This window comes from Corallococcus sp. CA047B, from assembly GCF_003612065.1.
GTDB classification, from domain to species: Bacteria; Myxococcota; Myxococcia; order Myxococcales; family Myxococcaceae; genus Corallococcus; species Corallococcus praedator.
Genome location: NZ_RAWD01000031.1, coordinates 24,627 through 46,803 on the forward strand (window position 1 = coordinate 24,627; position 22,177 = coordinate 46,803).

At 66.2% G+C, this 22,177-nt stretch carries 35 protein-coding genes and 1 pseudogene; 3 read left to right on the top strand and 33 right to left on the bottom strand.

The genetic code is table 11. From position 1 onward, the window contains the following. Window positions 1–37: 37 nt before the first annotated feature. Window positions 38–1,213, bottom strand: a complete 1,176-nt coding sequence (locus tag D7X74_RS08070) for a DUF2314 domain-containing protein (RefSeq protein ID WP_120532347.1) — start codon at window positions 1,211–1,213, stop codon at window positions 38–40. Further along, complete coding sequence (locus D7X74_RS08075) at window positions 1,210–1,824, bottom strand: deoxynucleoside kinase (protein WP_120532348.1); 615 nt, start codon at window positions 1,822–1,824, stop codon at window positions 1,210–1,212. The genes D7X74_RS08070 and D7X74_RS08075 overlap by 4 nt, the downstream gene beginning before the upstream one ends. A gap of 214 nt (window positions 1,825–2,038) precedes the next feature. Here D7X74_RS08075 and D7X74_RS08080 point away from each other — a divergent pair, with 214 nt between their 5' ends. Genes D7X74_RS08080 through D7X74_RS08090 form a run of 3 tightly spaced genes read left to right on the top strand, consistent with a single transcriptional unit; the run spans window position 2,039 to window position 4,822 of the window. Beyond that, complete coding sequence (locus D7X74_RS08080; protein WP_120532372.1) at window positions 2,039–2,839, top strand: 1-acyl-sn-glycerol-3-phosphate acyltransferase; 801 nt, start codon at window positions 2,039–2,041, stop codon at window positions 2,837–2,839. An 11-nt stretch (window positions 2,840–2,850) separates the two neighbouring features. Continuing rightward, a complete protein-coding gene (locus D7X74_RS08085; RefSeq protein ID WP_233602021.1) occupies window positions 2,851–4,233 on the top strand; it encodes a lipopolysaccharide assembly protein LapB in 1,383 nt (460 codons plus the stop codon). Window positions 4,234–4,270: 37 nt separating this feature from the next. Next, window positions 4,271–4,822, top strand: a complete 552-nt coding sequence (locus tag D7X74_RS08090) for a hypothetical protein (RefSeq protein WP_120532349.1) — start codon at window positions 4,271–4,273, stop codon at window positions 4,820–4,822. A 124-nt stretch (window positions 4,823–4,946) separates the two neighbouring features. On the opposite strand, the gene rplQ is transcribed toward D7X74_RS08090, so the two are convergent. The 31 genes and pseudogenes from rplQ to tuf form a co-directional block, all read right to left on the bottom strand. Continuing rightward, the gene (gene rplQ, locus D7X74_RS08095) at window positions 4,947–5,363 is read right to left on the bottom strand and encodes a 50S ribosomal protein L17 (protein ID WP_120532350.1); all 417 of its coding nucleotides are present in this window, start codon (window positions 5,361–5,363) and stop codon (window positions 4,947–4,949) included. A gap of 195 nt (window positions 5,364–5,558) precedes the next feature. Continuing rightward, window positions 5,559–6,581 carry a DNA-directed RNA polymerase subunit alpha gene (locus tag D7X74_RS08100; RefSeq protein ID WP_120532351.1) on the bottom strand — a complete coding sequence of 341 codons (1,023 nt, stop codon included), beginning with the start codon at window positions 6,579–6,581 and terminating at the stop codon, window positions 5,559–5,561. A gap of 204 nt (window positions 6,582–6,785) precedes the next feature. Then, the gene (rpsD, locus tag D7X74_RS08105; protein WP_120532352.1) at window positions 6,786–7,412 is read right to left on the bottom strand and encodes a 30S ribosomal protein S4; all 627 of its coding nucleotides are present in this window, start codon (window positions 7,410–7,412) and stop codon (window positions 6,786–6,788) included. 66 nt (window positions 7,413–7,478) lie between these two features. Next, window positions 7,479–7,919, bottom strand: coding sequence for a 30S ribosomal protein S11 (gene rpsK, locus D7X74_RS08110; RefSeq protein ID WP_120532353.1), 441 nt, complete (start codon window positions 7,917–7,919; stop codon window positions 7,479–7,481). Window positions 7,920–7,992: 73 nt separating this feature from the next. After that, window positions 7,993–8,376 carry a 30S ribosomal protein S13 gene (rpsM, locus tag D7X74_RS08115; RefSeq protein WP_120532354.1) on the bottom strand — a complete coding sequence of 128 codons (384 nt, stop codon included), beginning with the start codon at window positions 8,374–8,376 and terminating at the stop codon, window positions 7,993–7,995. Window positions 8,377–8,431: 55 nt separating this feature from the next. Further along, entirely contained in the window at window positions 8,432–8,548 is a 117-nt protein-coding gene (rpmJ, locus tag D7X74_RS08120) for a 50S ribosomal protein L36 (RefSeq protein ID WP_002633586.1), read from the bottom strand. Window positions 8,549–8,615: 67 nt separating this feature from the next. Next, window positions 8,616–8,834, bottom strand: coding sequence for a translation initiation factor IF-1 (gene infA / locus D7X74_RS08125; protein ID WP_002614803.1), 219 nt, complete (start codon window positions 8,832–8,834; stop codon window positions 8,616–8,618). 157 nt (window positions 8,835–8,991) lie between these two features. Then, complete coding sequence (map, locus tag D7X74_RS08130; RefSeq protein ID WP_199741789.1) at window positions 8,992–9,744, bottom strand: type I methionyl aminopeptidase; 753 nt, start codon at window positions 9,742–9,744, stop codon at window positions 8,992–8,994. A 100-nt stretch (window positions 9,745–9,844) separates the two neighbouring features. Then, entirely contained in the window at window positions 9,845–10,495 is a 651-nt protein-coding gene (locus D7X74_RS08135; protein ID WP_120532355.1) for an adenylate kinase, read from the bottom strand. Between the two features lie 90 nt (window positions 10,496–10,585). Next, window positions 10,586–11,932, bottom strand: a complete 1,347-nt coding sequence (gene secY, locus D7X74_RS08140; protein WP_120532356.1) for a preprotein translocase subunit SecY — start codon at window positions 11,930–11,932, stop codon at window positions 10,586–10,588. A 131-nt stretch (window positions 11,933–12,063) separates the two neighbouring features. After that, window positions 12,064–12,591 carry a 50S ribosomal protein L15 gene (gene rplO, locus D7X74_RS08145; protein WP_120532357.1) on the bottom strand — a complete coding sequence of 176 codons (528 nt, stop codon included), beginning with the start codon at window positions 12,589–12,591 and terminating at the stop codon, window positions 12,064–12,066. A gap of 17 nt (window positions 12,592–12,608) precedes the next feature. After that, on the bottom strand, window positions 12,609–12,878 hold the full coding sequence (rpmD, locus tag D7X74_RS08150; protein WP_120532358.1) for a 50S ribosomal protein L30: 270 nt from the start codon (window positions 12,876–12,878) through the stop codon (window positions 12,609–12,611). A gap of 2 nt (window positions 12,879–12,880) precedes the next feature. Continuing rightward, window positions 12,881–13,402 carry a 30S ribosomal protein S5 gene (gene rpsE, locus D7X74_RS08155; protein ID WP_014395877.1) on the bottom strand — a complete coding sequence of 174 codons (522 nt, stop codon included), beginning with the start codon at window positions 13,400–13,402 and terminating at the stop codon, window positions 12,881–12,883. Window positions 13,403–13,424: 22 nt separating this feature from the next. Continuing rightward, window positions 13,425–13,778, bottom strand: a complete 354-nt coding sequence (gene rplR / locus D7X74_RS08160) for a 50S ribosomal protein L18 (protein ID WP_120532359.1) — start codon at window positions 13,776–13,778, stop codon at window positions 13,425–13,427. Between the two features lie 108 nt (window positions 13,779–13,886). Further along, window positions 13,887–14,453, bottom strand: coding sequence for a 50S ribosomal protein L6 (gene rplF, locus D7X74_RS08165; protein WP_120532360.1), 567 nt, complete (start codon window positions 14,451–14,453; stop codon window positions 13,887–13,889). A 64-nt stretch (window positions 14,454–14,517) separates the two neighbouring features. Beyond that, window positions 14,518–14,916 carry a 30S ribosomal protein S8 gene (rpsH, locus tag D7X74_RS08170; protein ID WP_120532361.1) on the bottom strand — a complete coding sequence of 133 codons (399 nt, stop codon included), beginning with the start codon at window positions 14,914–14,916 and terminating at the stop codon, window positions 14,518–14,520. Window positions 14,917–15,082: 166 nt separating this feature from the next. Beyond that, window positions 15,083–15,268 carry a type Z 30S ribosomal protein S14 gene (locus tag D7X74_RS08175; protein ID WP_014395873.1) on the bottom strand — a complete coding sequence of 62 codons (186 nt, stop codon included), beginning with the start codon at window positions 15,266–15,268 and terminating at the stop codon, window positions 15,083–15,085. 26 nt (window positions 15,269–15,294) lie between these two features. After that, a complete protein-coding gene (rplE, locus tag D7X74_RS08180; RefSeq protein ID WP_120532362.1) occupies window positions 15,295–15,951 on the bottom strand; it encodes a 50S ribosomal protein L5 in 657 nt (218 codons plus the stop codon). Between the two features lie 176 nt (window positions 15,952–16,127). Then, complete coding sequence (gene rplX / locus D7X74_RS08185; protein ID WP_120532363.1) at window positions 16,128–16,457, bottom strand: 50S ribosomal protein L24; 330 nt, start codon at window positions 16,455–16,457, stop codon at window positions 16,128–16,130. A gap of 42 nt (window positions 16,458–16,499) precedes the next feature. Beyond that, complete coding sequence (gene rplN, locus D7X74_RS08190; protein ID WP_014395870.1) at window positions 16,500–16,868, bottom strand: 50S ribosomal protein L14; 369 nt, start codon at window positions 16,866–16,868, stop codon at window positions 16,500–16,502. Between the two features lie 65 nt (window positions 16,869–16,933). Next, window positions 16,934–17,260: a 30S ribosomal protein S17 gene (rpsQ, locus tag D7X74_RS08195; RefSeq protein ID WP_199732669.1), complete on the bottom strand. Its 327-nt coding sequence runs from the start codon at window positions 17,258–17,260 to the stop codon at window positions 16,934–16,936. An 85-nt stretch (window positions 17,261–17,345) separates the two neighbouring features. Further along, on the bottom strand, window positions 17,346–17,552 hold the full coding sequence (gene rpmC, locus D7X74_RS08200; RefSeq protein WP_120532365.1) for a 50S ribosomal protein L29: 207 nt from the start codon (window positions 17,550–17,552) through the stop codon (window positions 17,346–17,348). A 69-nt stretch (window positions 17,553–17,621) separates the two neighbouring features. After that, window positions 17,622–18,041, bottom strand: a complete 420-nt coding sequence (gene rplP / locus D7X74_RS08205; RefSeq protein ID WP_120532366.1) for a 50S ribosomal protein L16 — start codon at window positions 18,039–18,041, stop codon at window positions 17,622–17,624. Window positions 18,042–18,104: 63 nt separating this feature from the next. Further along, window positions 18,105–18,767 (bottom strand): 30S ribosomal protein S3, encoded by a 663-nt coding sequence (gene rpsC, locus D7X74_RS08210; protein ID WP_120532367.1) that lies wholly within the window; start codon window positions 18,765–18,767, stop codon window positions 18,105–18,107. 41 nt (window positions 18,768–18,808) lie between these two features. Then, window positions 18,809–19,153 carry a 50S ribosomal protein L22 gene (gene rplV / locus D7X74_RS08215; RefSeq protein ID WP_120532368.1) on the bottom strand — a complete coding sequence of 115 codons (345 nt, stop codon included), beginning with the start codon at window positions 19,151–19,153 and terminating at the stop codon, window positions 18,809–18,811. A 35-nt stretch (window positions 19,154–19,188) separates the two neighbouring features. Continuing rightward, on the bottom strand, window positions 19,189–19,476 hold the full coding sequence (gene rpsS, locus D7X74_RS08220; RefSeq protein ID WP_014395864.1) for a 30S ribosomal protein S19: 288 nt from the start codon (window positions 19,474–19,476) through the stop codon (window positions 19,189–19,191). Window positions 19,477–19,489: 13 nt separating this feature from the next. Continuing rightward, window positions 19,490–20,335, bottom strand: coding sequence for a 50S ribosomal protein L2 (gene rplB, locus D7X74_RS08225; protein WP_120532369.1), 846 nt, complete (start codon window positions 20,333–20,335; stop codon window positions 19,490–19,492). A 40-nt stretch (window positions 20,336–20,375) separates the two neighbouring features. Next, window positions 20,376–20,669: a 50S ribosomal protein L23 gene (locus D7X74_RS08230; RefSeq protein WP_120532370.1), complete on the bottom strand. Its 294-nt coding sequence runs from the start codon at window positions 20,667–20,669 to the stop codon at window positions 20,376–20,378. After that, window positions 20,666–21,289, bottom strand: coding sequence for a 50S ribosomal protein L4 (gene rplD / locus D7X74_RS08235; RefSeq protein ID WP_120532371.1), 624 nt, complete (start codon window positions 21,287–21,289; stop codon window positions 20,666–20,668). The genes D7X74_RS08230 and rplD overlap by 4 nt, the downstream gene beginning before the upstream one ends. A gap of 51 nt (window positions 21,290–21,340) precedes the next feature. After that, the gene (gene rpsJ / locus D7X74_RS08240; protein WP_002633608.1) at window positions 21,341–21,649 is read right to left on the bottom strand and encodes a 30S ribosomal protein S10; all 309 of its coding nucleotides are present in this window, start codon (window positions 21,647–21,649) and stop codon (window positions 21,341–21,343) included. Window positions 21,650–21,842: 193 nt separating this feature from the next. Then, a pseudogene (gene tuf / locus D7X74_RS08245) lies at window positions 21,843–22,177 on the bottom strand (elongation factor Tu); the annotation flags it as partial.

The window sequence follows — 22,177 nt, forward strand, 5'->3', positions numbered from 1 at the left end:
CTAGCAGCGCCCCGAGGGGCGCCAGCAAGCACCGGCCCTACATGGGACGTTCGGCGGTCAGCAGGGCCCGCAGCTCGGACTCATTGAGCGGGCGGCCTTCACGCGCGATGGCCAGGGCGTTGATCTGCTTCTCCTCCACCTCCACGTGGGCACCCTTGCGCCACTCGGTGGTGTGCACCGCGCCATCCACCAGCCGGCCCACCACGGAGCCCTCGTCCCGGGTCACCGCCTCCAGCCACAGGTTCTCCACCACCGCCTCGCCCTCCGGGTGCGTCTCGAAGGGGGCGCGCACCAGGAACGTCAGGGGCTCCATCAACCCCTTGCGCTGGAAGCGCGCCAGGAACGCGGGCAACAGCGCCTGCGCCTCCTCGTGCATGGCCGCGGTCTGCTCCTCCGGCTCCTTGGCGAAGCGCTCGCGGTAGGTCGCCAGCAGCTCCGTCGTGTTGTGCCGGCCCAGCGGCGACACCACCGTGAGGAACAGCCCCTCATGGCCGTCGAAGGCATCCAGCGACACGCCCAGCAGGTTGGCGCGGGCCTCCTCCGACGGCACCATCGTGAAGCTCTGGCCCTCGCTGGTGGCCACCTCCTGGCGCAGCGCCGGCCCCTGCGCGAACGCCAGGTCCGTGCACAGCTCATGGAGGAAGCTCTCCGCGGCCAGCAGGTCGCCCTCGCCCAGGTGGAAGATCTCCACGTCGCGCGCGCCGAACTTCTCCATCCCGTGCGAGTGCACCCACAAGGGCGTGTCCCCTTCCGCCAGCTCGATGGCGTGCAGGTGCACGTGGTCCCGGATGTCGAAGTCCAGCTCGGTGATCTCCACCACGTCCTCGGGCTCGTGCAGCTTGAACGCCGTCACGTCCACCAGCACCCCGGGCACCAGCTCCATCAGCGTGCGCACGGTCCACAGCGCCTCGAAGACGGGCAGCGTGGGCTGCGCGCCCCCGGGCTCCAGGAGGAACGCGTAGCAGGACTGGGCCTTCTCCACGCGGGCGAAGGCCTCCGGGCTGCCGCTGAACAGCTCCGGGTTGACGCGCGGGCGGCCCTCGCTCTCTGGCTTGAGCACCACCCGCACCTCGGAGCCATCCGCGCGCACGGTGAAGCCCTGCGCGTCGTCATGCGGCACGAACTCCACCTCGTCGGTGGCGAACGCCGCGCGCAGCGCCTCCAGCGGGGGCGGCCCCGTCTGCTCGGTGGCCAGGACGTAGACCTCCTTCACAGGTGCTTCTCGATCTGTCGGAAGAGGTCCACGCGGTCCACCAGGTCGGTGAGGTAGTCCAGCTTGTCCGTCCCCAGCACCAGCACCGGTGACAGCGAGTAGCCCTCGAACCACTCCTCGTAGAGGGCGTTGAGGCGCTTGAGGTACGCGGTCGGGATGTCCTTCTCCATGGCGCGGCCGCGCAGGCGGATGCGCTCACGCAACGTGGCCACCGGGCAGCGCAGGTAGATCATCAGGTCCGGCGGCGTGAGCGACGTGGAAATGGTCTGGTACAGCTCCCAGTACGTGCCCCAGTCGCGCTTGTCGATGAGCCGCTGCCGGTGGAGGTTCTTGGCGAAGATTTCGGCGTCCTCGTACAGCGTCCGGTCCTGCAGCACGGTGCCCGGCGTGCGCTCCAACTCCTGGTGCAGGCGGAACTTGTGCGTCAGGAAGAAGAGCTGCGAGCGGAACGCCCACGTCTTCATGTCCTTGTAGAAATCAGCGAGATAGGGGTTCTGGTCATTGGGCTCGAAGGACGGCGTGAGGCCGTACTTCCGGCACAGGAAGGACGTGAGCTCCGTCTTTCCGGCCCCGATGTTGCCCGCGATGGCGATGAACTTTTTCCTGGCCACGCCACCCTTGCTTGTAACCCCGCCGAGCGACACACACCAGAAACAATGGTGGGGGAAGCCATGGTAGATAAACTGCATGCCCCCGTCCCACCCCGCACGTCCAGGTGCCAGCGGCGCGTCAAGTCACGCGTCGCCCGGTCGCCCGTCCGGTGAGCGGTACTCCCAGGGCCCGTCCGTCTCACGAGGCGACCGGTAGGAGGAAACCCGACGCATGTTGCGCAAGCTGTGGTGCATGTTGGTGGCGGCGGTCTGGACGGCGATCATGTTCTTCGTCTCCATCACGGCCATGATCCTGACGCTCAACCCGTCGCGCTCGGTCTGGGTCGCCCGGCGGCTCTGGTCTCCCGTGCTGCTCTGGGCCGGGGGGGCGCGCCTGGAAGTCATCGGCGCGGAGAACGTGGACCCGAAGCGACCCACCATCTACGTGGGCAACCACCAGTCCACGCTCGACATCCCGGCCCACTTCATCTCCGTGCCGGTGGACTTCCGCTATGTGGCCAAGAGCCAGCTGCGCCTCGTGCCCTTCATCGGCTGGTACCTCTGGCTGGCGGGCCACATCTTCATCAACCGGGGGGACCGCTCCTCCGCCATCGAATCGCTGGAGCGCGCCGCCCGGAAGGTCCGCGAGGGCACCAGCATCTTCCTGTACCCGGAGGGCACCCGCTCCCATGACGGCACCGTGCTGCCCTTCAAGAAGGGGCCGTTCGCGCTCGCCCTCAAGGCCCGCGTGCCCATCTGCCCTGTCACCATCGAGGGCAGCGCCTCGCTGATGCCCAAGAACTCGTGGAACATCACACCGGGCCCGGTGCGCGTGAAGATTGGCCGCCCCATCGACACGACGGGGTTCGCGGAGAACGACCGCGAGGGCCTGGCCCGCGCCGTGCGCGAGCAGATCATCGCCGACAACCTCTCCCTGGGAGGCAAGGGCGGCGACACCGAGGCCGCCATCGCCCTGCAGGGCAAGGAAGGCATCGCGCAGCAGCGAGCCTCCGCCCCCACCTCCAAAGCCTCCTGAGCGAGCCCTCCGTGCACCTGAAGCCCCTGAACCGTCCCCGCTCGCTCCGCTGCACCCGCGTCGCCCTGCTGGGACTGGGCCTGCTCGCCACCGGCTGCGGCCACGGCAAGGCCACCGGGACCGCCCTGGCGCCCCAGGCCCAGGCGCGCGCGTACCTGGATGAGAACCAGCCGGAAAAGGCCCTCCCGCTCCTGCGCGAGCTGCACGCGCGCACGCCGGACGACGTGGACGTGGCAAGAGCCCTCACGGAGGCCCAGGTGAAGGCGGGCCACGCGGACGCATGGGCGGAGGAGCTGCGCCAGGCCATCGGCCGGAACGAGCGCGCGACGGACCAGTACATGCTGGGGCTGACGCTCTTCTCGCGGGCGAAGGACGCGGGCCAGCCCACGGTGGCTGCCTTCGAGCGCGCGATCACCCTGTCCCCCACCACCGCGGAGTTCCACTACCGCCTGGGCGTCGCGAGGCTGGAGTCGGAGCAGTACGTCGCGGCGCTGGGCCCCCTGCGCAAGGCCGTGGAGCTGGCCCCGGAGCGCGCGGGCTGGAAGCTGCCCCTGGCCAAGGCCCTGGCCCGCACCGGCGACACCGCGGGCGCCGTGGAGGCCCTGGGCACCGTCGTGCGCGGCAACCCGTCGCCGGGGGAGGTCGCCACCGCCCGGGCCCTGATGAACCAGCTGGCGGACCCCTTCCAGGGCTTCCCCAAGGCCGCGGAGGCGAAGCTCGAGGAGGGCATGCGGTTCCTGCACGAACTGGATGCGCCCCAGCACGCCGTCATCGCCTTCGAGGAGATCCTCCACGACTACCCGGACCTGGCCGTGGTGCACGCCCTCCTGGGGCTGGCCTACCAGCGCCTGGACGACGCCGGCCGCGCCGTGGACGAGTTCAAGCAGGCCATCGAGCGCGCCCCCCGGGACGGCAAGAACCAGCTCTACCTGGGGGAGCTGTACCTGTCGCGCCAGCGTCCGGACGCGGCCCGTGCCGCCTTCGAGAAGGCCGTGGCGCTCAACCCCCTGCTGGAGCTCGCGTGGTTCCGCCTGGGCGACCTGAACCTGGAAGCGCGCGACCTGCCCGCGGCGAAGAACGCGCTCCAGGTCGCGGTGACCCTGGCGCCGGACACGGTGCCCGCGCGCGGCAAGCTGGCGCTCGTGTACCAGTTGGACGGGGACTACCCGGCCGCCCAGCGGGAGCTGAAGTACGTGGCGGAGAAGGACCCGGAGAACACCGAGTTCGCCCTGCGCCTGGGTCTGCTCTACACCGACGAGGCGCAGAAGGCGCGCGGCCCCCAGGAGCGCCAGAAGGCCACGGCCGAGGCGGAGCGCTGGTTGGGGAAGGTGCTGGAGACCCAGCCCGACAACGCGGTGGCCAGCCGGGCCCTGCAGCTGCTCAAGGGCCAGTAGCCACCACCGCATCCGGGCCTCTACACTCCAGCTCCCGATGAGCGCCGCGCGCGTGGAGCCCCTGGAGAAGCAGAAGGCGGAAGGCCCGCTGGGCAAGCGCGTCGCCTCCGAGGCCTCCAACGTCGTCCTCAACGGCTTCTCCATCTTCAAGGAGCAGCTGGCGGACTTCCGCGCGAGCGACCGCTTCTTCAAGTACAAGGCCGGCATCGTCGCCGGCTGGGTGATGCTGTCCGTGGCCAGCTTCGCCATCGCCTGTCCGGGCCGCTCCGTGGAGACGGGCGACATGGACGCGCGCCTGGTGCTCAGCGACAAGCTGGACCGGCCCTCCGTCACCATCTGGAACGAGAGCAAGGACGTCTGGCGCGAGGTCACCATCACCGTGAACGAGCAGTACCGGGCAGCGGTGGCGGAGGTGCAGCCCGGGGCGTTCGTCACCATCACGCCGCGCCAGCTCCTGGGCGCGGGCGGCACCACCGCGCCGGCGGACCTGCGCTTCCAGTCCTTGAAGATGCGGAGCGCGGACGACAACGCCGACCTCACCGAGGACCTGAAGATTGAATGGGAGCGCCTGCGCGCGCCGAAGAAGTAGCCGGCCCCGCCTTCCCGCCTGGAAACACGAAGGGCGCCCTCCCAAGCCGGGAAGGCGCCCTTTGTGCTGTCTCAAGCCCGGCCGGGCCTCCCTCTCAGGAGAGACCCGGACACGGGACGGGGCGCTAGCCCTCGGACTTCGTCTCGGCGGGAGCTTCGGTCTCGGCGGCGGCCGGGGCCTTCGCGGGCCGGTCCACCAGCTCGATGAGGGCCATCTCCGCAGCATCGCCCCGGCGGAAGCCCAGGCGGATGATGCGGGTGTAGCCACCCGGACGGGAGGCGTAACGCTCCTTGTACTCGCCGAACACCTTCTGGAGGACCACGCGGTCCTTCACGGTGCGCGCAGCGAGGCGCACGTTGGACAGACCGCCACGCTTGGCGAGCGTGATGATGCGCTCCGCCAGCGGCCGGACTTCCTTCGCCTTGGGAACGGTGGTGCGGATGGCACCGTGCTCCAGCAGCGACGTGACCATGTTGTTGAGCATCGCGAGCCGGTGGCTCGTGGTGCGGTGCAGCTTCCTTTGTCCGACCTTGTGGCGCATGCGCGTGCTCCGGGGCCTCTTCTGGAGAACCCCACCACTCCGGCCGTATCAGGTACCGGGTGGGAAGGACGGCCCCGACACCAGGGACGTCCGTTGAATCGGGCCCTGTGTACCAGGGCCCCCTGCCCCGCGCCACCGTGAAGCCGTGTCGGTGGGATGCGGGACAGGTGCTGCGACGACGGGAAACGACGAAGCCTAGGCCTTGGGCGCCGCGGGAGCCGGCGCGTTCTTCGGCGGCCAGTTCTCCAGCTTCATGCCCAGCGAAAGACCCATCTCCGCGAGGATCTCCTTGATCTCCTTCAAGGACTTGCGGCCGAAGTTCTTCGTCTTGAGCATCTCCGCCTCGGTGCGCTGGACCAGGTCACCGATGGACTTGATGTTCGCCTGCTGCAGGCAGTTGGCAGAACGCACCGACAGCTCCAGCTCGTCCACCGAGCGGAACAGGTTCTCGTTGAGCTTCGCCTCTTCCTTGGGCGCCTCGGCGACAACCGGCTCCTCGGTCTCGTCGAAGTTCACGAACACCGTGAGCTGCTCCTTGATGATCTTCGCCGCGTAGGCCACCGCGTCCTGCGGCACCACGGAGCCGTCCGTCCACACCTCGAGCGACAGCTTGTCGAAGTCCGTGACCTGACCGACGCGCGCGTTGGTGACCTGGTAGTTCACCTTGCGGATGGGCGAGAACAGCGAGTCGATGGGGATGGTCCCGATGGGCGCGCCCGCCACCTTGTTGGTGGACGCGGCGACGTAGCCACGGCCCCGGCGGCACGTCAGCTCCATGCGCACCTTGCCACCCTCGGACACGGTGCAGATGTGGTGACCCGGGTTGAGGATCTCCACGTCCTGGTCCGCGATGAGGTCGCCCGCCTTCACTTCCTTGGGCCCTTCCACCTCGATGCGCAGCGTCTTCGACTCGTTCGTGTGCATCCGGAGGAGGACCTCCTTCAGGTTCAACACGACGTCGGTGACGTCCTCGGCCACCTCGGGGATGGTCGTGAACTCATGGTCCACGCCTTCAATCTTCACGGACGTGATGGCCGCGCCCTGCAGCGACGACAGCAGCACCCGCCGCAGCGAGTTGCCCAGCGTCGTTCCGAAGCCACGCTCCAGCGGCTCCGCCACGAACTTCCCATACGTGGGGCTCAGCGAGTCCTGGTCCACTTCCATGCGGCGCGGCTTGATGAGGTCACGCCAGTTCTTCGCGACAAACGTATCGGCCATGGGGACTGCTCCTCGGGTCGTGCGCCATCACCAACATCCCCGCCGGAGTGACGGGAGGACGGGCACGCGGGGACTGCGTAACACCTTCACCCGGCGCGCGCAGGACGCGCGCATTCCGGACGATCCAAAGCAACAACGCCCCGGCCTCGTCGGCCAGGGCGTCCACTGCGGGAGGGGCCCGTTGAAGCGGGCCCGACACCCAGACTACTTCGAGTACAACTCGACGATGAGCTGCTCCTGGATGGGCATCGTCAGGTCTTCACGGTTCGGAACCGTCTTCACCGTGCCCTTGAACGCCTTCTTGTCCAGGTCGATCCACTGCGGCGTGCCACGGCGGTCCACCGTCTCCAGCGCCTCGGAGATGCGCAGCACCTTGCGGCTCTTCTCCAGCACTTCCACGGTGCTGCCCGGCTTCACAGAGAACGACGGGATGTTCACCCGGCGGCCGTTGACCTGGAAGTGACCGTGACGCACCAGCTGGCGCGCCTCGTTGCGCGTGTCCGCGAAGCCCATGCGGAACACCACGTTGTCCAGGCGCAGCTCCAGCTGCTGCAACAGGTTCTCACCCGTCTTGCCCTTGGCCGCGGACGCGCGGTGGTAGTACCCGCGGAACTGGTTCTCGAGCAGGCCGTACATGCGCTTGACCTTCTGCTTCTCGCGCAGCTGCACGCCGTAGCCGGAGAACTTCACGCGGCCCTGGCCGTGCTGACCGGGGGGATAGGGGCGGCGCTCGATGGCGCACTTGTCCGTGTAGCAACGGTCGCCCTTCAGGTACATCTTCAGGTTCTCACGCCGGCAGATACGGCAGGCGCTCGCGGTGTAACGGGCCACGGAAATTCTCCTTGCAGATGGTCTGGAGCCGGCTCGCGAGAACGCGAGCCTGGCCCGAAGCGGTGATTAGACGCGGCGGCGCTTGGGCTGACGGCAGCCGTTGTGCGGGATGGGCGTCACGTCGCGGATGAGGCTGATCTTCAGGCCGGCGGCGGCCAGCGCGCGCAGCGCCGACTCACGGCCCGCGCCCGGACCCTTCACGAACACCGTCACGGTCTTGAGGCCGTGCTCCATCGCCTTCGCCGCGGCGTCGCCAGCGGCAACCTGCGCCGCGAACGGCGTGGACTTGCGGCTGCCCTTGAAGCCGCGCGCACCGGCCGACGACCAGGAGATCACGTTCCCGGACACGTCCGTGATCGTGATGATGGTGTTGTTGAACGTGGACTGGATGTGGACCACGCCGTTGAGGATGTTCTTCTTGCCCTTGCGCTTGTTCTTCTTCGCCGCAGGGGCCTCGCCGCCCTCGGCACCGGCCGGCGCGGCGGCGGTATTGATCTCGTCAGCCATGTGAATCGCTGCTCCTGGGAGTAGGTGATCAACGCCCGCGCCTCACGAAAGGAGGCAGCGGGCGCCAAAGGGTTTAGCGGGCCGGAGCGGCCGGCTTCGCGCGAACGATGCCGCGCTTGGGACCCTTGCGGGTGCGCGCGTTGGTGTGGGTGCGCTGACCACGGACCGGAAGACCCTTGCGGTGACGCAGACCCCGGTAGCATCCCAGGTCCATGAGCCGCTTGATGTTCATGGTCACCTCACGCCGGAGGTCGCCCTCGACCTTGTAGCTGGCTTCGATGATCTCGCGGATCTTTCGAGCCTGCTCTTCGGTGAGGTCCTTGGTCCGGGTGGTGAGATCGATGCCCGCCGCTTCGATGATGTCGTGCGCGGTCTTGTTACCGATCCCGTAGATGTACTGGAGCGAGATCACCGCGCGCTTGTTGGGCGGCAGATCGATGCCGGCGATACGAGCCATCTTCGGTCTTCCTTGTTGTGGAGTTGGTCTGAGGCCAACAGTCCCTGTGGGACTGTTAGCCCTGGCGCTGCTTGTGCCGGGGGTTGGAAGCGCAGATGACGCGCACGATGCCCTTGCGGCGGACAACCTTGCACTTGTCGCAGATCTTCTTGACGGACGCCCGAACCTTCATTGGAGCGAACTTCCTTCCTTCAACGGAGAAAACACAACAGCCGGTCCGCACAAGCGGCCGGCGACAATTACTTGGCCCGGTACGTGATGCGTCCGCGGGTCAGGTCATACGGAGACAACTCGACCTTCACCTTGTCGCCCGGAAGGATGCGGATGAAGTGCATCCGCATCTTGCCCGAGATGTGCGCGAGCACCTTGTGGCCATTGTCCAGCACCACGCGGAACATCGCGTTCGGTAGGGGTTCCATGACGGTCCCCTCGACTTCGATGGAATCATCCTTCGGCAAGCGTCAACCTTCTTCCCGGACCACGAACCTTCTGGAAGCGCGGCGGGATAACACTTTGGTCCGTAAGTAGCAAGCACCGCGCGATTCGAAACTGGGACCTCTATCAACACCCTCTGACATCACCCTATTTCACCCCGGGTCTGGGGGGCCTGCAGGATCAGCGGGTCAGCACTTCCGGACCCCGCTCTGAAATGAGGATGGTGTGCTCGAAGTGGGCGGACAACTTCCCATCCACCGTGACGGCCGTCCAGTCGTCCTCCAGGACCGCCACGTCGGCCGTTCCCTGGTTCACCATCGGCTCCACAGCCAGGACCATGCCCGGCCGCAGCTTCATTCCCGACCCCGCCTGCCCGTAGTTGGGCACCTGCGGCGGCTCGTGGAGCTTCCGACCGATACCGTGACCCACGAAGTCCCGCACCACCGAAAAACCCCGGGCTTCCACGTGGCTCTGCACCGCGTGCCCGATGTCGCCAATCCGATTGCCTACCTGCATCACCTGGATGGCCTTCTCCAGGGACTGCCGGGTGGCATCCACCAGGGCCTGGGCCTCGGGCGCTACCTTCCCCACCGCCACCGTCCGGGCCGAGTCCCCGAAGAAGCCCCGGTACACCACCCCGAAGTCCAGCTTCAACAGGTCCCCGGCCACCAGCCTGCGCTTCCGGTTGGGGATGCCATGGACCACCTCCTGGTTCACGGAGGCGCAGAGGACGCCCGGAAAGCCGTGGTAGCCCTTGAACGCCGGCTTGGCGCCCTTCTTGGCGATCAGCTGCTCGGCCAGGGCATCAAGCTCCCAGGTGGAGACACCGGGCGCCACGGCCTTCTCCAGTTCGTCCAGGATTTCACGGACGATCCGCCCTGCTTCCCGCATCAAGGCGATCTCGGCAGGGCTCTTGATCTCCATCGGGATCATGCGCCTTCTTCCCTACGGGCGTGCTGCCTACGGGAACCCGTGGGCGCTGGAGCGACAGTCCGGACCTTCCTGGCCTACCGCCCCACTGCCTGGCAGCTGCTCAGGAAGGACGACCTGCCGCCTTCTTGATCTCCTCGTAGATGCCCTCGGGAGACCCGACGCCATCCACGCTCTTGAGCAGGCCCTTCTTCGCGTAGAAGTCCTTCAAGGGAGAGGTCTCCGCGTCATACTTCCGCAGACGCCGCTCGATGACCTCGGGCGTGTCGTCCTCTCGCTGGACGAGCTCCGAGCTGCACTTGTCACAGAGGCCCGCGCGCTTCGGCGGGTTCTGGGTGACGTGGTACACGGACCCGTCATTGGGGCACACGCGCCGGCCGGAGCCGCGCTCGACGAGCGTGGAGTGAGGAACCTCCAGGGACACGACCGCGTTCAGCTGGCGGCCCAGCCGCTCCAGCATCCGGTCCAGGGCATCCGCCTGCCCTGGGGTGCGCGGGAAGCCGTCGAGCACGAAGCCCTTGGCCACGTCCGGCTCCTTCAGCCGCTCCTCCACGATGCCGATAACGACATCGTCCGGCACGTACTGCCCCGCGGCCATCAGGGGTCCGGCGACCTTGCCCAGCGCCGTACCATCCTTCACGGCCTTGCGCAGGATGTCCCCGGTGGAGATCTGCGGGATGTGGAAGTCCGCATAGAGCTTCTTCGCCTGGGTTCCCTTCCCGGCGTTCGGCGGCCCCAACAGGATGAGGTTCATGTCGCTCCTTTGCACCAGCGTCCATCCTTGAACGACGAGGCGCCCCTCCCCACCACTGGAGAGAGGCGCCTGGAACACAACCGCCAACCGTCAGGCCGCCACACGAACCCGACCACGGATGCGCGGACCGCGCGGACCCGCGAAGCCTTCGTAGTTACGGCTGATGAGGTGACCCTCGATCTGCTGCACCGTGTCCAGCGCCACACCCACCACGATGAGGAGGGCCGTGCCGCCGAACGTGAACCGCACACCCAGCACGCTGCTGATGACGGACGGAATCACGCAGATGATGGCCAGGTAGATGGCGCCACCGAACGTAAGCCGGTTGAGCACGCGCTCGATGAATTCCGCCGTCTGGCGTCCCGGGCGGATGCCGGGGATGTAGCCGCCCTGCTTCTTGATGTTGTCCGCCACGTCATCCGGCCGGAAGGTGAGCGCCGTGTAGAAGTAGGAGAAGAACACCACCAGCAGCACGAACAGGCCGTTGTACACCCAGAGGTTGCCTTCGATGCTGCGCTGGAAGCCCTGCAGAAAGGGGAACCACGCACCCAGCGTCGCGGGGAACGACAGCACCGCGCCGGCGAAGATGGGGGGAATCACGCCCGAGGCGTTCACCTTCATGGGGAAGTACGTTGCCTGCCCCGCGAACATCCGCCGACCCGCCATGCGCTTGGCGTACTGGATGGGCACCCGCCGCATGCCCCGCTCCACGTACACCACCACGCCGATGATGAGCAGCATGAAGAACAACAGGCCCAGCACCGCCGCGATGTTGACTACTTCCTGCGTCGTCAGGTCCAACAGCTGCTTCGCGCCGGGCAGCACCCGCGCCACGATGCCGGCGAAGATGATGAGGGAGATGCCGTTGCCGATGCCGCGCTCGGTGATGCGCTCGCCCAGCCACATGATGAAGGCCGTGCCCGCCGTGAGGCTGACGACCGTCATGAAGGTGAACCAGAGGTTGTCGTTGGGCACCACGACCTGGTTGAAGCCACTCTGCCCGGCGTCGGAGCGACCCAGCGAGGCGAGCCACCGCGAGATGCCCACGCCCTGCACGACGGACAGCACGATGCTGCCGTAGCGCGTGTACTGGTTGATCTTCTGCCGACCCGCGGCGCCTTCCTTCTGGAGCCGCTCCAGACTGGGCACGACGACCGCCAGCAGCTGGATGATGATGGAGGCGCTGACGTACGGCATGATGCCCAGACCGAAGATGGACATCTGCTCCAGCGCGCCGCCGGAGAACAGGTTGAACAGCGACACCAGGCCGCCCTGTTGCTTCTGGGCGTCCATGAACGCGTTCATCGCGGAGCGGTCCACGCCCGGCGTGTTGATGAAGATGCCGATGCGATAGACGGACAGCAGCACGAGCGTGTACGCAAGCCGGCTGCGCAGCTCCGCGATGCGGAAGACATTGGCGAAGGCGTTCAGGGCCACGGGAAAGCCATCCTCTTCAAGAGGTTCTGCCAGCAACAACAAACGCCCCTCTCCGGTTCCGGAAAGGGGCGCGGAAGCCTACACAAGGCTGAAGACGCGCACCACATCACAGTGATGCGCGCCCGTCACGCCTACGCCCGGGGCTGGCGAGGGGCCTTGACGCCCTTGCCGGAGTGGGCCTTGGCGGCCGACTCAGGCTTGTGCGCCACCAGCGGCAGCTCTTCAACGGAGCCACCGGCCTTCTCGATGTTCTCGCGAGCCGCCGCGGACACCTTGTTCACGCGCACGGTGAGCTTCTTTGCGAGCTCTCCGTGGGCCAGAACCTTCACGCCATCATAACGGCCCTTGACCAAGCCCGCCTTCTTCAGCGCGGCCTCGTCCACCGTCGTTCCAGCGTCGAACACGTGCTCCAGGTCACCCAGGTTCACCACCGCGTACACGGTGCGATTGGGCGGGTTGAAGCCGAACTTCGGCAGGCGGCGCTGCAGCGGGCTCTGACCGCCTTCGAAGCCTTCGAACCGCATGTTGCCGGAGCGGGCCTTCTGGCCCTTGCCACCGCGGCCTGCCGTCTTGCCGAGGCCGCTACCCTGGCCGCGACCGACGCGCTTCTTGCGGTGCCAGGAGCCCTCGGGACGCTTCAGGTTTGTCAGGATGCTCATGATTGGATCCTCGTTCCTCAGGCCTTGGCCTTGGCGGCCAGGCGCTCCAGGGCGCGGTCCCGGGCGACAATCTTCCGGGGCTTGCGGCGCTTGGGCGCCGGGGCCTCCTGGCTGACCGTCTCCAGGGAGACCAGGTGCTTCACCTTGAACACCATGCCGCGCACCGCCGGGGTGTCCTTCAACAGCCGCTCGTCACCGAACTTCTTCAGACCGAGGCCCTTGATGGTGGCCAGCATGTCCTCGGAAGAACCCGAGAAGCTCTTCGTCAGCTTAACCTTGAGCGCCATGACTAGCCCCTCGCCTCGCCCGCGAGCTTCTGGGTTTCGACGTCCTTGCCACGCAGCCGCGCGACCTGCTCCGCGCTGCGCAGCAGCTTCAGGCCCGCCACCGTGGCCTTCAGCACGTTGTGCGGATTCCGCGAACCCTGGCTCTTCGTCAGGATGTTGCGGATGCCCGCCGCCTCGAGGACCGCGCGAACCGCGCCGCCGGCGATGACGCCCGTACCTTCGCTGGCCGGCTTCAGGAGGACCCAGCCGGCACCGAAGTGCCCCAGGATCTCGTGCGGGATGGTGTGACCCATGCGCGGAACGCGGAACAGGTTCTTCTTCGCGTTCTCGCCGCCCTTGCGGATGGCCTCGGGGACTTCGTTGGCCTTGCCCAGGCCCACGCCCACGTGCCCGTTGCCATCGCCCACCACGACGAGCGCGGCGAACGAGAACCGACGGCCACCCTTCACCACCTTGGCCACGCGGTTGATGTTCACCACGCGGTCGGTCAGGTCCAGATCGTTCGGATTGATCGGAGTTGCCACTTGAGGAATTCCTTTCTGGTACCTAGAACTTCAGGCCGGCTTCGCGCGCGGCGTCGGCCACGGCAGCGATGCGCCCATGGTAGGGGAAGCCGTTGCGGTCGAAAACCACCGCGTCGACGTTGGCGGCCTTGCACTTCTCCGCGATGAGGGAGCCCACCCGCTTGGCGTCCGACTTCTTGTCGCCCTCGTCCTTGCCCTTCAGCTCCTTGGACAGGGACGAAGCATACGCCAACGTGCGGCCGGTGGAGTCATCCACCACCTGCGCGTAGATGTGCTTGAGGCTCTTGTACACCGTAAGCCGCGGGCGCTCGGTGGTACCCGAGAGCTTCTTGCGGATGCGGTTCTTCCTCTTGAGACGCTGATCGACCTTGGACATGGCTGCTTCCTTTTCCGTCCGGCGGCGATGCGGCCTTCCGCCGCCGGATGATTCCGCCAGGCCCCAGGGCCCGGCAGGGTTGAACTATTGGCGAAGACGGGACGAGGACTACGTCGTACCGGTCTTGCCCTCCTTGCGACGGATGCGCTCCTCGGCGTACTTGATGCCCTTGCCCTTATAGGGCTCCGGCGGACGCAGCGAGCGGATGTTGACCGCCGTGGCGCCCAGGGCTTCCTTGTCCGCAGAGCGGAGCGTGAGCCCCACCGTGGGAAGGCTGTCCTCGGTACGCGAAGCCTTGTCGACCTCGGCCGTCACGCCTTCCGGGAGGTTGAAGACCACCGGGTGGGAGTAGCCGAGCGAGAAGTGGATCGCCTTGCCCTTCACTTCCGCGCGGAAACCGACGCCGCGGATGTCGAGGCGCTTCTCGAAGCCCGTCGACACCCCCTTCGCCGCGTTGGCGAGGATGGTGCGCGTCAGGCCGTGCAGGCTGCGGGCCTCGCGAGAATCGTCCTCGCGCTGCACCGTCACCTGGCCGTCCTTGACCTCCACCTTCACCTTGGCGGGGAGCTTGACGGACAGCTTGCCCTTGGGGCCTTCGAAGTTGACCTGCTGGTTGGCGACATTGACCTTCGTCTTGTCGCCAAGCTTGATCGCCAGTTTTCCAATCCGACTCATGATTGCCTCGTGCTGGGGTCGCCTGGGGCGCGCTCCTCGCGGGGCGCTACACCCAGACTCCTGGCTAGTAGACCTTGCAGAGCAACTCGCCGCCGACCTTCTGCTTCCGGGCCTCGGTGTCCACCAGGATGCCGCGCGACGTGGAGAGGATGGAAATGCCCATGCCTCCCAGCACCTGCGGGATCTCGCGGACCGTCACGTAGCGGCGCAGACCGGGCTTCGACACGCGGTGGATGCCGGTGATGGCCGGGCTGCGGTCCGGGCCATACTTCAGCTGGACGGAGATCTCGCTCTGCGGCGCGAGCTCGTGGATGGTGAAGTCACCGATGTAGCCCTCGTCCTTGAGGACCTTGATGACTTCGACCTTGAGCTTCGAGTGGGGGATGACGACCTTGTCGTGCCGCGCGCGCGAGGCATTGCGCAGGCGGGTCAGCATGTCGCCAACGGGATCATTGACCGGCATGAAACACCTTCCGAAGCGGCGTCCCCTTCAGGGCGACCCCGCGATCGCAACCACCACGCCTGCCGGGCCCATCCCGGGGGTTCGCGGTGACTGCCACTGCACTTCTTCTTCAGCGGTGCACCACCCTACCCTCTTCAGGGCAGGGTTGGCACCACGAGTCCAACGTCTACCAGGACGACTTGGTGACGCCGGTGATCTCGCCACGCAGCGCACGGTGGCGCAGGCAGATACGGCACATCTTGAACTTGCGCAGGAAAGCGCGAGGACGACCGCAGAGACCGCAGCGGTTGTACTGACGCACGGGGAACTTCAGCTTGCGCTTCGCCTGGGCAATCTTGGAGAGCTTGGCCATGATCGATGGGAGTCCTGAACTCGGTCCTACTGACGGAACGGCATGCCGAAGTGACGCATCAGCGCCAGTCCCTGCTCGTCGTTCGGGGCGGTGGTGACGAAGCTGATGTTGAGCCCCTTCACCTTCTCGATCTGATCGTAGTTGATTTCCGGGAAGATGATCTGCTCGCGCACTCCGAGCGTGTAGTTGCCCTTCCCGTCGAAGGCCTTCGGGGACACGCCCTTGAAGTCACGCACGCGCGGCAGCGCGACGGAGATCAGACGGTCCATGAACTCGAACATGCGGTCGCCGCGCAGCGTGACCGCAGCGCCGATGGCCTGGCCCTGGCGCAGCTTGAAGTTCGCGATGGACTTGCGCGCACGCGTCACGACCGGCTTCTGGCCGGTGATGGCGGCAAGCTGGTCCACCGCCGACTCCAGGATCTTGTTGTTGGCGAGCGCCTCGCCCAGACCCATGTTGACGACGATCTTCTCCAGCCGCGGCACTTCCATGGGGTTGTTGAGCCCCAGTTCCTTCATCAGCGACGGAACGCCTTCCTTGCGGAAGCGGTCCTTCAGACGCGCCGAGCGGGCCTTCAGGCCCTCCTCGATGTTCGCGGCGAAGCCGACCTTCTTGGCTTCTTCCTTGCGTCCGCGCTTCTTTTCCTTCTTGTCCTTCGGTTCGGCCTTCTTCTCGTCAGCCATTTTTCAGTCCTCTGCTTCGGAACGCCGTTCTGAACCCAGCGCGCCCGATCAGTCCTTCTTCTGGAACCTGGAAACACCTGGAGGGCTCAACAATTTCAGCCCTCCAGACGTGCACGCCCGCCTGCCCCACCGGGAGGTGGGGCAAGGGGCGCGCATACATGCCCGAACACGGACCCCTAGTCAATCAGGGCGTCACACTGCTTGCAGAACCGCTTGGAGGCTTCTCCCTCCTTGCGGATGCCGACGCGGGTCGGCTTGTCACACTTGGCGCACACCACCTGGACGTTCGAGAGCGCGATGGTACCCGGCTTCTCGATGATGCCGCCCTCGGGGCTCTGCGGCGTCTTGCGCATGTGGCGCTTGACCAGGCGCAGGCCTTCGACCGTCACGCGGCCCGCCTCCCGGTCGACCTTCAGCACCTTGCCGCGCTTCGTCGCCGGCGTCTTCTCCGAGCGCTCGGACCCGGAGATGACCTGGATCGTGTCACCGACTTTCAGCTTCTGCATGGCTTCCTCACTCTGGCTGTTCGCCGTCCGGCCTGCGTCCTCTTAGAGGACCTCGGGCGCCAGCGAGATGATCTTCATGAACTTACGGGCACGCAGCTCACGGGCGACCGGCCCAAAGATGCGTGTCCCGATGGGCTCCAGGTCCTTGTTGATGAGGACCGCCGAGTTGCCGTCGAACTTGATGTAGCTGCCATCCGCACGACCCACCTCGCGACGGGTGCGGACGATGACGGCCTTGGCCACGTCACCCTTCTTCACCTTGGAGTTGGGCAGCGCCTCGCGGATCGACACGACAATCACGTCGCCGATGGAGGCGTACTTGCGCTTGGAGCCGCCGAGAACCTTGATGCAAAACACCTTCTTGGCGCCCGAGTTGTCGGCCACATCGAGCACACTCTGCATCTGAATCATGTGAAGTCTCCTCTTGCTCGAACCAGGTCGCCCGCTTCATAGCGTGCGAACCCGGTGTGGCCTACCTAGACGTTCTTGCTCTTCTCCAACACCTCGACCACGCGCCAACGCTTGTCCTTCGAAGCGGGCTTGGTCTCGGCGATGCGCACCCGGTCACCCTCGTTGATGGTGATCTTCTTCGGGTAGTCGTGATCCTCGACGTGCGCCTTGTACTTCTCGCGCAGGCTCATGATCTTCCCGTACTTCGGGTGGGGAGCGCGGCGCTGGACGGTGACGACCACCGTCTTCTGCATCTTGTTGGAGGTGACGATGCCCACGCGGGTCTTGGGACGACCCCGGGTGGAGGTCTCGGCAGCGGGCGTTTCGGTCGCTTCAGCCATGTTGGTTCTCACAGTCTGTCATGCACCCGGGCCCTCTGCCCGGATGGCCGCGGGCGTCCGGGTGAGCCCGGACGCCGTCGCGGATGCACTGCTACAACTACCCCGCCTTCGCGGCCCGGGCCTTCTCGCCCAGGACGGTGAGGATGCGGGCCAGATCCCGGCGATGCTGCACGCCCTCTGCAGGGCTGTCCAGCGAGCCGGTCCGGCGCTTCAGTCGATCCTGGACCAGCGTGTCGCGCAGTTCCTTCGCGCGATTCTGCAGGTCGTCCGTCGACAGGTCCTTCAGTTCCTTCGCAGTCGCCATCTTGTCTCCTTGGCGCGGTCGCGGGCGCCCTCCCCTGCTCCGGGGTGGGACGCCCGCCGCGGTGCGTGACTACAGCGAGAGCTCGCTGCGGCGCACGATCTTGGTGAGCACCGGCAGCTTCGCCTGCGCCAGCTTCAGCGCCCCGGTGGCGATCTCCGACGTCATGCCCTCCATCTCATAGAGGACGCGACCCGGCTTCACCACCGCGACGTAGTACTCCACGCCACCCTTACCGGTACCCATTCGGGTCTCGGCGGGCTTCTTCGTGACGGGCTTGTCCGGGAAGATCCGGATCCAGATCTTGCCGCCGCGCTTCACGTGGCGGGTCATCGCGATACGGGCCGCCTCGATCTGCCGCGAGGTGATCCAACCCGGCTGGAGGCTCACCAGGCCGAACTCACCATAGGTGAGGTCGCTGCCCCGGTGGGCCGAGCCGAACATGCGGCCCTTCTGCATCTTTCGGTATTTGGTTCGAGCAGGCTGAAGCATCGTCGCTGTCCTTCGTGCCTCACGGGCAGGGCGGGTCTTTCAACCCACCCCGCTGGGGGCGTCTTACCGGTTGGTGGGCAGGGGGGCCTGGCCGCCCTTGCCCGGGAGGACCTCGCCCTTGCAGATCCAGACCTTGCAGCCAATCTTGCCGTAGGTCGTCTTGGCCTCGGCGAAGCCGAAGTCGATGTCCGCACGAAGGGTGTGCAGGGGCACGCGGCCCTCGCGATACCACTCGTAGCGCGCCATCTCGGCGCCACCCAGGCGACCCGAGCAGGCGATGCGGATGCCCTTGGCCCCGAACTTCATCGCCGTCTGCAACGCCTTCTTCATGGCGCGGCGGAAGGCAATGCGGCGCTCGAGCTGCGTGGCGATGTTCTCCGCCACGAGCTGCGCGTCCGTCTCGGCCTTGCGGACCTCGACGATGTTCAGGAAGACCTCGTTCTTGGTGAACTGCTGCAGGTCCTTCTTGACGGTCTCGATGCCCGCGCCGCGCTTGCCGATGACGATACCCGGCCGAGCGGTGTGGACGTTGACCTTCACCTTGTTGGCGGCGCGCTCAATCTCCACCTTGGAGACGCCCGCGTGATTCAGTGACTTCTTCACGAACTCGCGGATGCGAATGTCCTCGTGGAGCCACTGGGCGTAGTTCTTGTGCTCGAACCACTTGGAGTCCCAGGTCTTGATGACGCCGAGCCGGAACCCGATCGGATGTACTTTCTGTCCCAAACTGATTCTCCTTGGTGCGTCCGGGCAGGGCCCGACGGGTCCTACTTCTTGGCGTCTGCCAACACGACGTGGACGTGGGCGGACTTCTTCTGGATGGGCGTCGCGCGCCCCATGGCGCGCGGCATGAACCGGCGCTGGGTGGCGGCCTGATCCACTGAGATGGTCTTGACGTAGAGGGTATCCACGTCGACCTGCCCCTTGGACAGATCCGTCGCGTTGGCGACGGCGCTCTTGATGAGCTTCTCCACCGGCCGCGCAGCAGCGCGCGGGGTGAACTTCAGGATGTTCAGGGCGGCCTCAACAGGCTTGCCCCGGATGAGCGCCGCGACGAGGGACAGCTTGCGCGGGCTCATGCGCAGGTGACGCAGATGTGCAGTCGACTCCATGGTCATCTCCTCAGGCTCTCAGGCGAACGAACGGGCTACTTGCCCGGGGCCTTGGCGACCTTCTTCTCCGCCGAGTGGCCACCGAAGGTACGCGTCGGGGCGAACTCGCCGAGCTTGTGGCCCACCATGTTCTCCGTGACGAACACCGGAATGAACTTCTTGCCGTTATGCACGGCGAAGGTGTGACCCACGAACTCAGGGAGAATCGTGGAGCGCCGGGACCAGGTCTTGACGACCGCCTTCTTGTTCGCCGCGATCATCCCCTCGATCTTCTTGAGGAGGTGATCATCGACGAACGGACCCTTCTTGATCGAACGAGCCATGTTTCAAATCCTCTTACTGGCTGCGCGCGCCCTGACGGCGGCCGCTCACGATGAATTTGTCGGTGCGCTTGTTGGTGCGCGTGGTGAGGCCCTTGGTCTTCTTGCCCCACGGAGACACCGGGTGCGGATTCCCCTGGCCGGACTTGCCTTCGCCACCACCGTGCGGGTGGTCAACGGGGTTCATCGCCAGACCGCGGACGGTGGGACGGATGCCCAGCCAGCGGCTCTTACCCGCCTTGCCGATGCGAATGATTTCGTGCTCGATGTTGCCCACCTGGCCCACGGTGGCGCGGCACTCGATAAGCACCTTGCGCACAGCGCCCGACGGCATGCGGACCTGGGCGTAGCGCTCTTCCTTCGCCATCAGCTGGCCGGAAGTGCCCGCAGAGCGGATGACCTGGGCGCCACGGCCCGGCTTCAGCTCCACGTTGTGGATGACAGTGCCCACCGGGATGTTCTGCAACGGGAGGCTGTTGCCAGGCCGGATGTCGGAAGAGGCGCCGGCGAAGACGGTGTCGCCCACGCTCAGGCCGACGGGGGCCAGGATGTAGCGCTTCTCGCCGTCCGCGTAGTGCAGGAGGGCGATGTTCGCGGTGCGGTTCGGGTCGTACTCGACAGCGACGACCTTGGCCGGCACGCCGTCCTTGTCCCGACGCTTGAAGTCGATGGTGCGGTAACGACGCTTGTGACCGCCACCCTGGTGACGACGGGTGATGTGCCCGTGAACGTTGCGGCCACCCGAGCGCTTCAGCGGCTCGGTGAGGGCCTTCTCGGGCGAGTCCTTGGTGATGTCCGCGAAGTCGGACACCGTCATCAGACGGCGGGCGGCGCTGGTCGGCTTGTACTTCTTGATGCCCATGGTGTGTTCCTCGTCTCAGGCTGATCTGTCGCCAGTGGCGTCAGACCGCCCCCCCTTCGAAGAGTTCGATCTTGTCACCTTCCTTGAGGGTGACGACCGCCTTCTTGAAGTTGGGGCGCTGGCCGATGCTCTTGCCCACCCGCTTGGTCTTGCCGCGCACGATGTTGGTGTTGACACCCTCGACCGTGACCTTGAACAGGGCCTGCACCGCGCGGGACACGTCGTGCTTCGTGGCCTTGCGGTCCACGATGAACGAGTACTGGCGGAACTTCTCGCGGGCCTTGTCCAGCTTCTCCGTGATGAGCGGCCCCTTGATGACGTCGTTCAGATTCATGACAGGGACCCCTCAAGCGCCTTCGCGGCCGCGGAAGTCAGGACGAGGTGCGAGTGCTTGAGAACGGACTCGAGGTTGAGACCCTCGGGCGGCAGCACGTCGAACTTCGCCAGGTTGCGCACGCTGCGGTGCAGGTTGGTGTTGCCGCGCTCGTCGATGACCAGCGCGTTCTGGAGCTTCAGACGGCGGGTGAGGACCTCGAAGGCCTGCTTGGACTTCGGGGCATCCAGCTTGAAACCGTCCAGGATGATGAGCTGCTTCTCCTTGGCGCGCAGCGACAGGACGGCGCGCAGCGCCCCCCGACGAACCTTGCGCGGCGGACGGTAGAAGTAGTCACGCGCCTTGGGGGCCATCGCCTTGCCGCCGCCCACCCAGTGGGAAGCGCGGATAGAACCCTGACGGGCCCGGCCGGTGCCCTTCTGCTTCCAGGGCTTCTTGCCGCCGCCGCTGACGAGCGAGGTGTTCTTCACCCCGACCGTACCCCGGCGCCGGTTGATCTGCTGCATCTTCGCCACCTCGTAGAACAGGTGGGTGTTCTGCTCGGCACCGAAGATGTCGTCGGAGAGTTCGATCTCCGAAACCTTCTTCAAATCCAGGTCGACTACGTCAAACTTCGCCATGGCACTTTCCTCGGGGGTCAGAGTGAAACCACTCCGACGCCATCCCGCTTCCTAGGACTTGATCTCGACGTCAACGCCGGCAGACAGATCCAGCTTCATCAGCGCATCCAGCGTCTGCTGGGTCGGCTCAAGGATATCGAGCAGGCGCTTGTGCGTGCGGATCTCGAACTGCTCGCGGCTCTTCTTGTCCACGTGCGGCGACCGCAGCACGGTGAACTTGTTGATGCGCGTCGGCAGGGGGATCGGACCGGCCACCTTGGCGCCCGTGCGCTTGGCCGTCTCGACGATCTCCCCAGCACTCTGGTCCAGGAGCTTCGAGTCGTACGCCTTCAACCGGATGCGGATCTTCTGTGTCGCCATTCGAAAGAACCTCTTTGAACGACCTCTGAACCGAGAGGCGGTACGCCCGTCAACGCCTGGATTTCAGAGAACCGTTTCTTCGGAACGAAGGGGCGCGGTGTGTACCACCACACCCCGTGGGTTGCAACTGGATTCCCACCTGCCCTCCGGGAGCGCCCTTTAGGGCCTTCCGGAGAGCCTGGTGGCCTGAGTGCTACGCGATGATTTCCGCCACGACGCCCGCGCCCACCGTGCGGCCGCCCTCACGAACGGCGAACCGCAGCTCCTTCTCCATCGCCACCGGGGTGATGAGCTCCACCTCGATCGCGATGTTGTCGCCCGGCATCACCATCTCGACGTTGTCCGGCAGCTTCACCGTTCCCGTCACGTCCGTCGTGCGGAAGTAGAACTGGGGGCGGTAACCCTTGAAGAACGGGGTGTGGCGCCCACCCTCTTCCTTCGACAGCACGTAGATCTGCGCCTTGAACTTGGTGTGCGGCGTGATGGAGCCCGGCTTCGCCAGCACCTGGCCACGCTCCATGTCCTCGC

Coding starts and splice junctions, on each gene's coding strand:
- rplP (WP_120532366.1), bottom strand. CDS start 18,041: ATGCTTCAGCCTGCTCGAACCAAATACCGAAAGATGCAGAAGGGCCGC.
- rplQ (WP_120532350.1), bottom strand. CDS start 5,363: ATGCGCCACAAGGTCGGACAAAGGAAGCTGCACCGCACCACGAGCCAC.
- D7X74_RS08175 (WP_014395873.1), bottom strand. CDS start 15,268: ATGGCCAAGCTCTCCAAGATTGCCCAGGCGAAGCGCAAGCTGAAGTTC.
- D7X74_RS08230 (WP_120532370.1), bottom strand. CDS start 20,669: ATGAATCTGAACGACGTCATCAAGGGGCCGCTCATCACGGAGAAGCTG.
- rplD (WP_120532371.1), bottom strand. CDS start 21,289: ATGGCGAAGTTTGACGTAGTCGACCTGGATTTGAAGAAGGTTTCGGAG.
- rpmJ (WP_002633586.1), bottom strand. CDS start 8,548: ATGAAGGTTCGGGCGTCCGTCAAGAAGATCTGCGACAAGTGCAAGGTT.
- rpmD (WP_120532358.1), bottom strand. CDS start 12,878: ATGGCGCTCAAGGTTAAGCTGACGAAGAGCTTCTCGGGTTCTTCCGAG.
- rpsS (WP_014395864.1), bottom strand. CDS start 19,476: ATGGCTCGTTCGATCAAGAAGGGTCCGTTCGTCGATGATCACCTCCTC.
- rpsM (WP_120532354.1), bottom strand. CDS start 8,376: ATGGCTCGTATCGCCGGCATCGATCTGCCGCCCAACAAGCGCGCGGTG.
- rpmC (WP_120532365.1), bottom strand. CDS start 17,552: ATGGCGACTGCGAAGGAACTGAAGGACCTGTCGACGGACGACCTGCAG.
- D7X74_RS08135 (WP_120532355.1), bottom strand. CDS start 10,495: ATGAACCTCATCCTGTTGGGGCCGCCGAACGCCGGGAAGGGAACCCAG.
- rplN (WP_014395870.1), bottom strand. CDS start 16,868: ATGATTCAGATGCAGAGTGTGCTCGATGTGGCCGACAACTCGGGCGCC.
- rpsH (WP_120532361.1), bottom strand. CDS start 14,916: ATGCCGGTCAATGATCCCGTTGGCGACATGCTGACCCGCCTGCGCAAT.
- rplV (WP_120532368.1), bottom strand. CDS start 19,153: ATGGAGTCGACTGCACATCTGCGTCACCTGCGCATGAGCCCGCGCAAG.
- D7X74_RS08100 (WP_120532351.1), bottom strand. CDS start 6,581: ATGGCCGATACGTTTGTCGCGAAGAACTGGCGTGACCTCATCAAGCCG.
- rpsJ (WP_002633608.1), bottom strand. CDS start 21,649: ATGGCGACACAGAAGATCCGCATCCGGTTGAAGGCGTACGACTCGAAG.
- rplR (WP_120532359.1), bottom strand. CDS start 13,778: ATGTCCAAGGTCGATCAGCGTCTCAAGAGGAAGAACCGCATCCGCAAG.
- rplX (WP_120532363.1), bottom strand. CDS start 16,457: ATGCAGAAGCTGAAAGTCGGTGACACGATCCAGGTCATCTCCGGGTCC.
- D7X74_RS08090 (WP_120532349.1), top strand. CDS start 4,271: ATGAGCGCCGCGCGCGTGGAGCCCCTGGAGAAGCAGAAGGCGGAAGGC.
- rplB (WP_120532369.1), bottom strand. CDS start 20,335: ATGGGCATCAAGAAGTACAAGCCGACCAGCGCCGCCCGCCGTCTGATG.
- rplO (WP_120532357.1), bottom strand. CDS start 12,591: ATGAGCATCCTGACAAACCTGAAGCGTCCCGAGGGCTCCTGGCACCGC.
- rpsK (WP_120532353.1), bottom strand. CDS start 7,919: ATGGCTGACGAGATCAATACCGCCGCCGCGCCGGCCGGTGCCGAGGGC.
- rplF (WP_120532360.1), bottom strand. CDS start 14,453: ATGAGTCGGATTGGAAAACTGGCGATCAAGCTTGGCGACAAGACGAAG.
- rplE (WP_120532362.1), bottom strand. CDS start 15,951: ATGGCTGACGAGAAGAAGGCCGAACCGAAGGACAAGAAGGAAAAGAAG.
- map (WP_199741789.1), bottom strand. CDS start 9,744: ATGATCCCGATGGAGATCAAGAGCCCTGCCGAGATCGCCTTGATGCGG.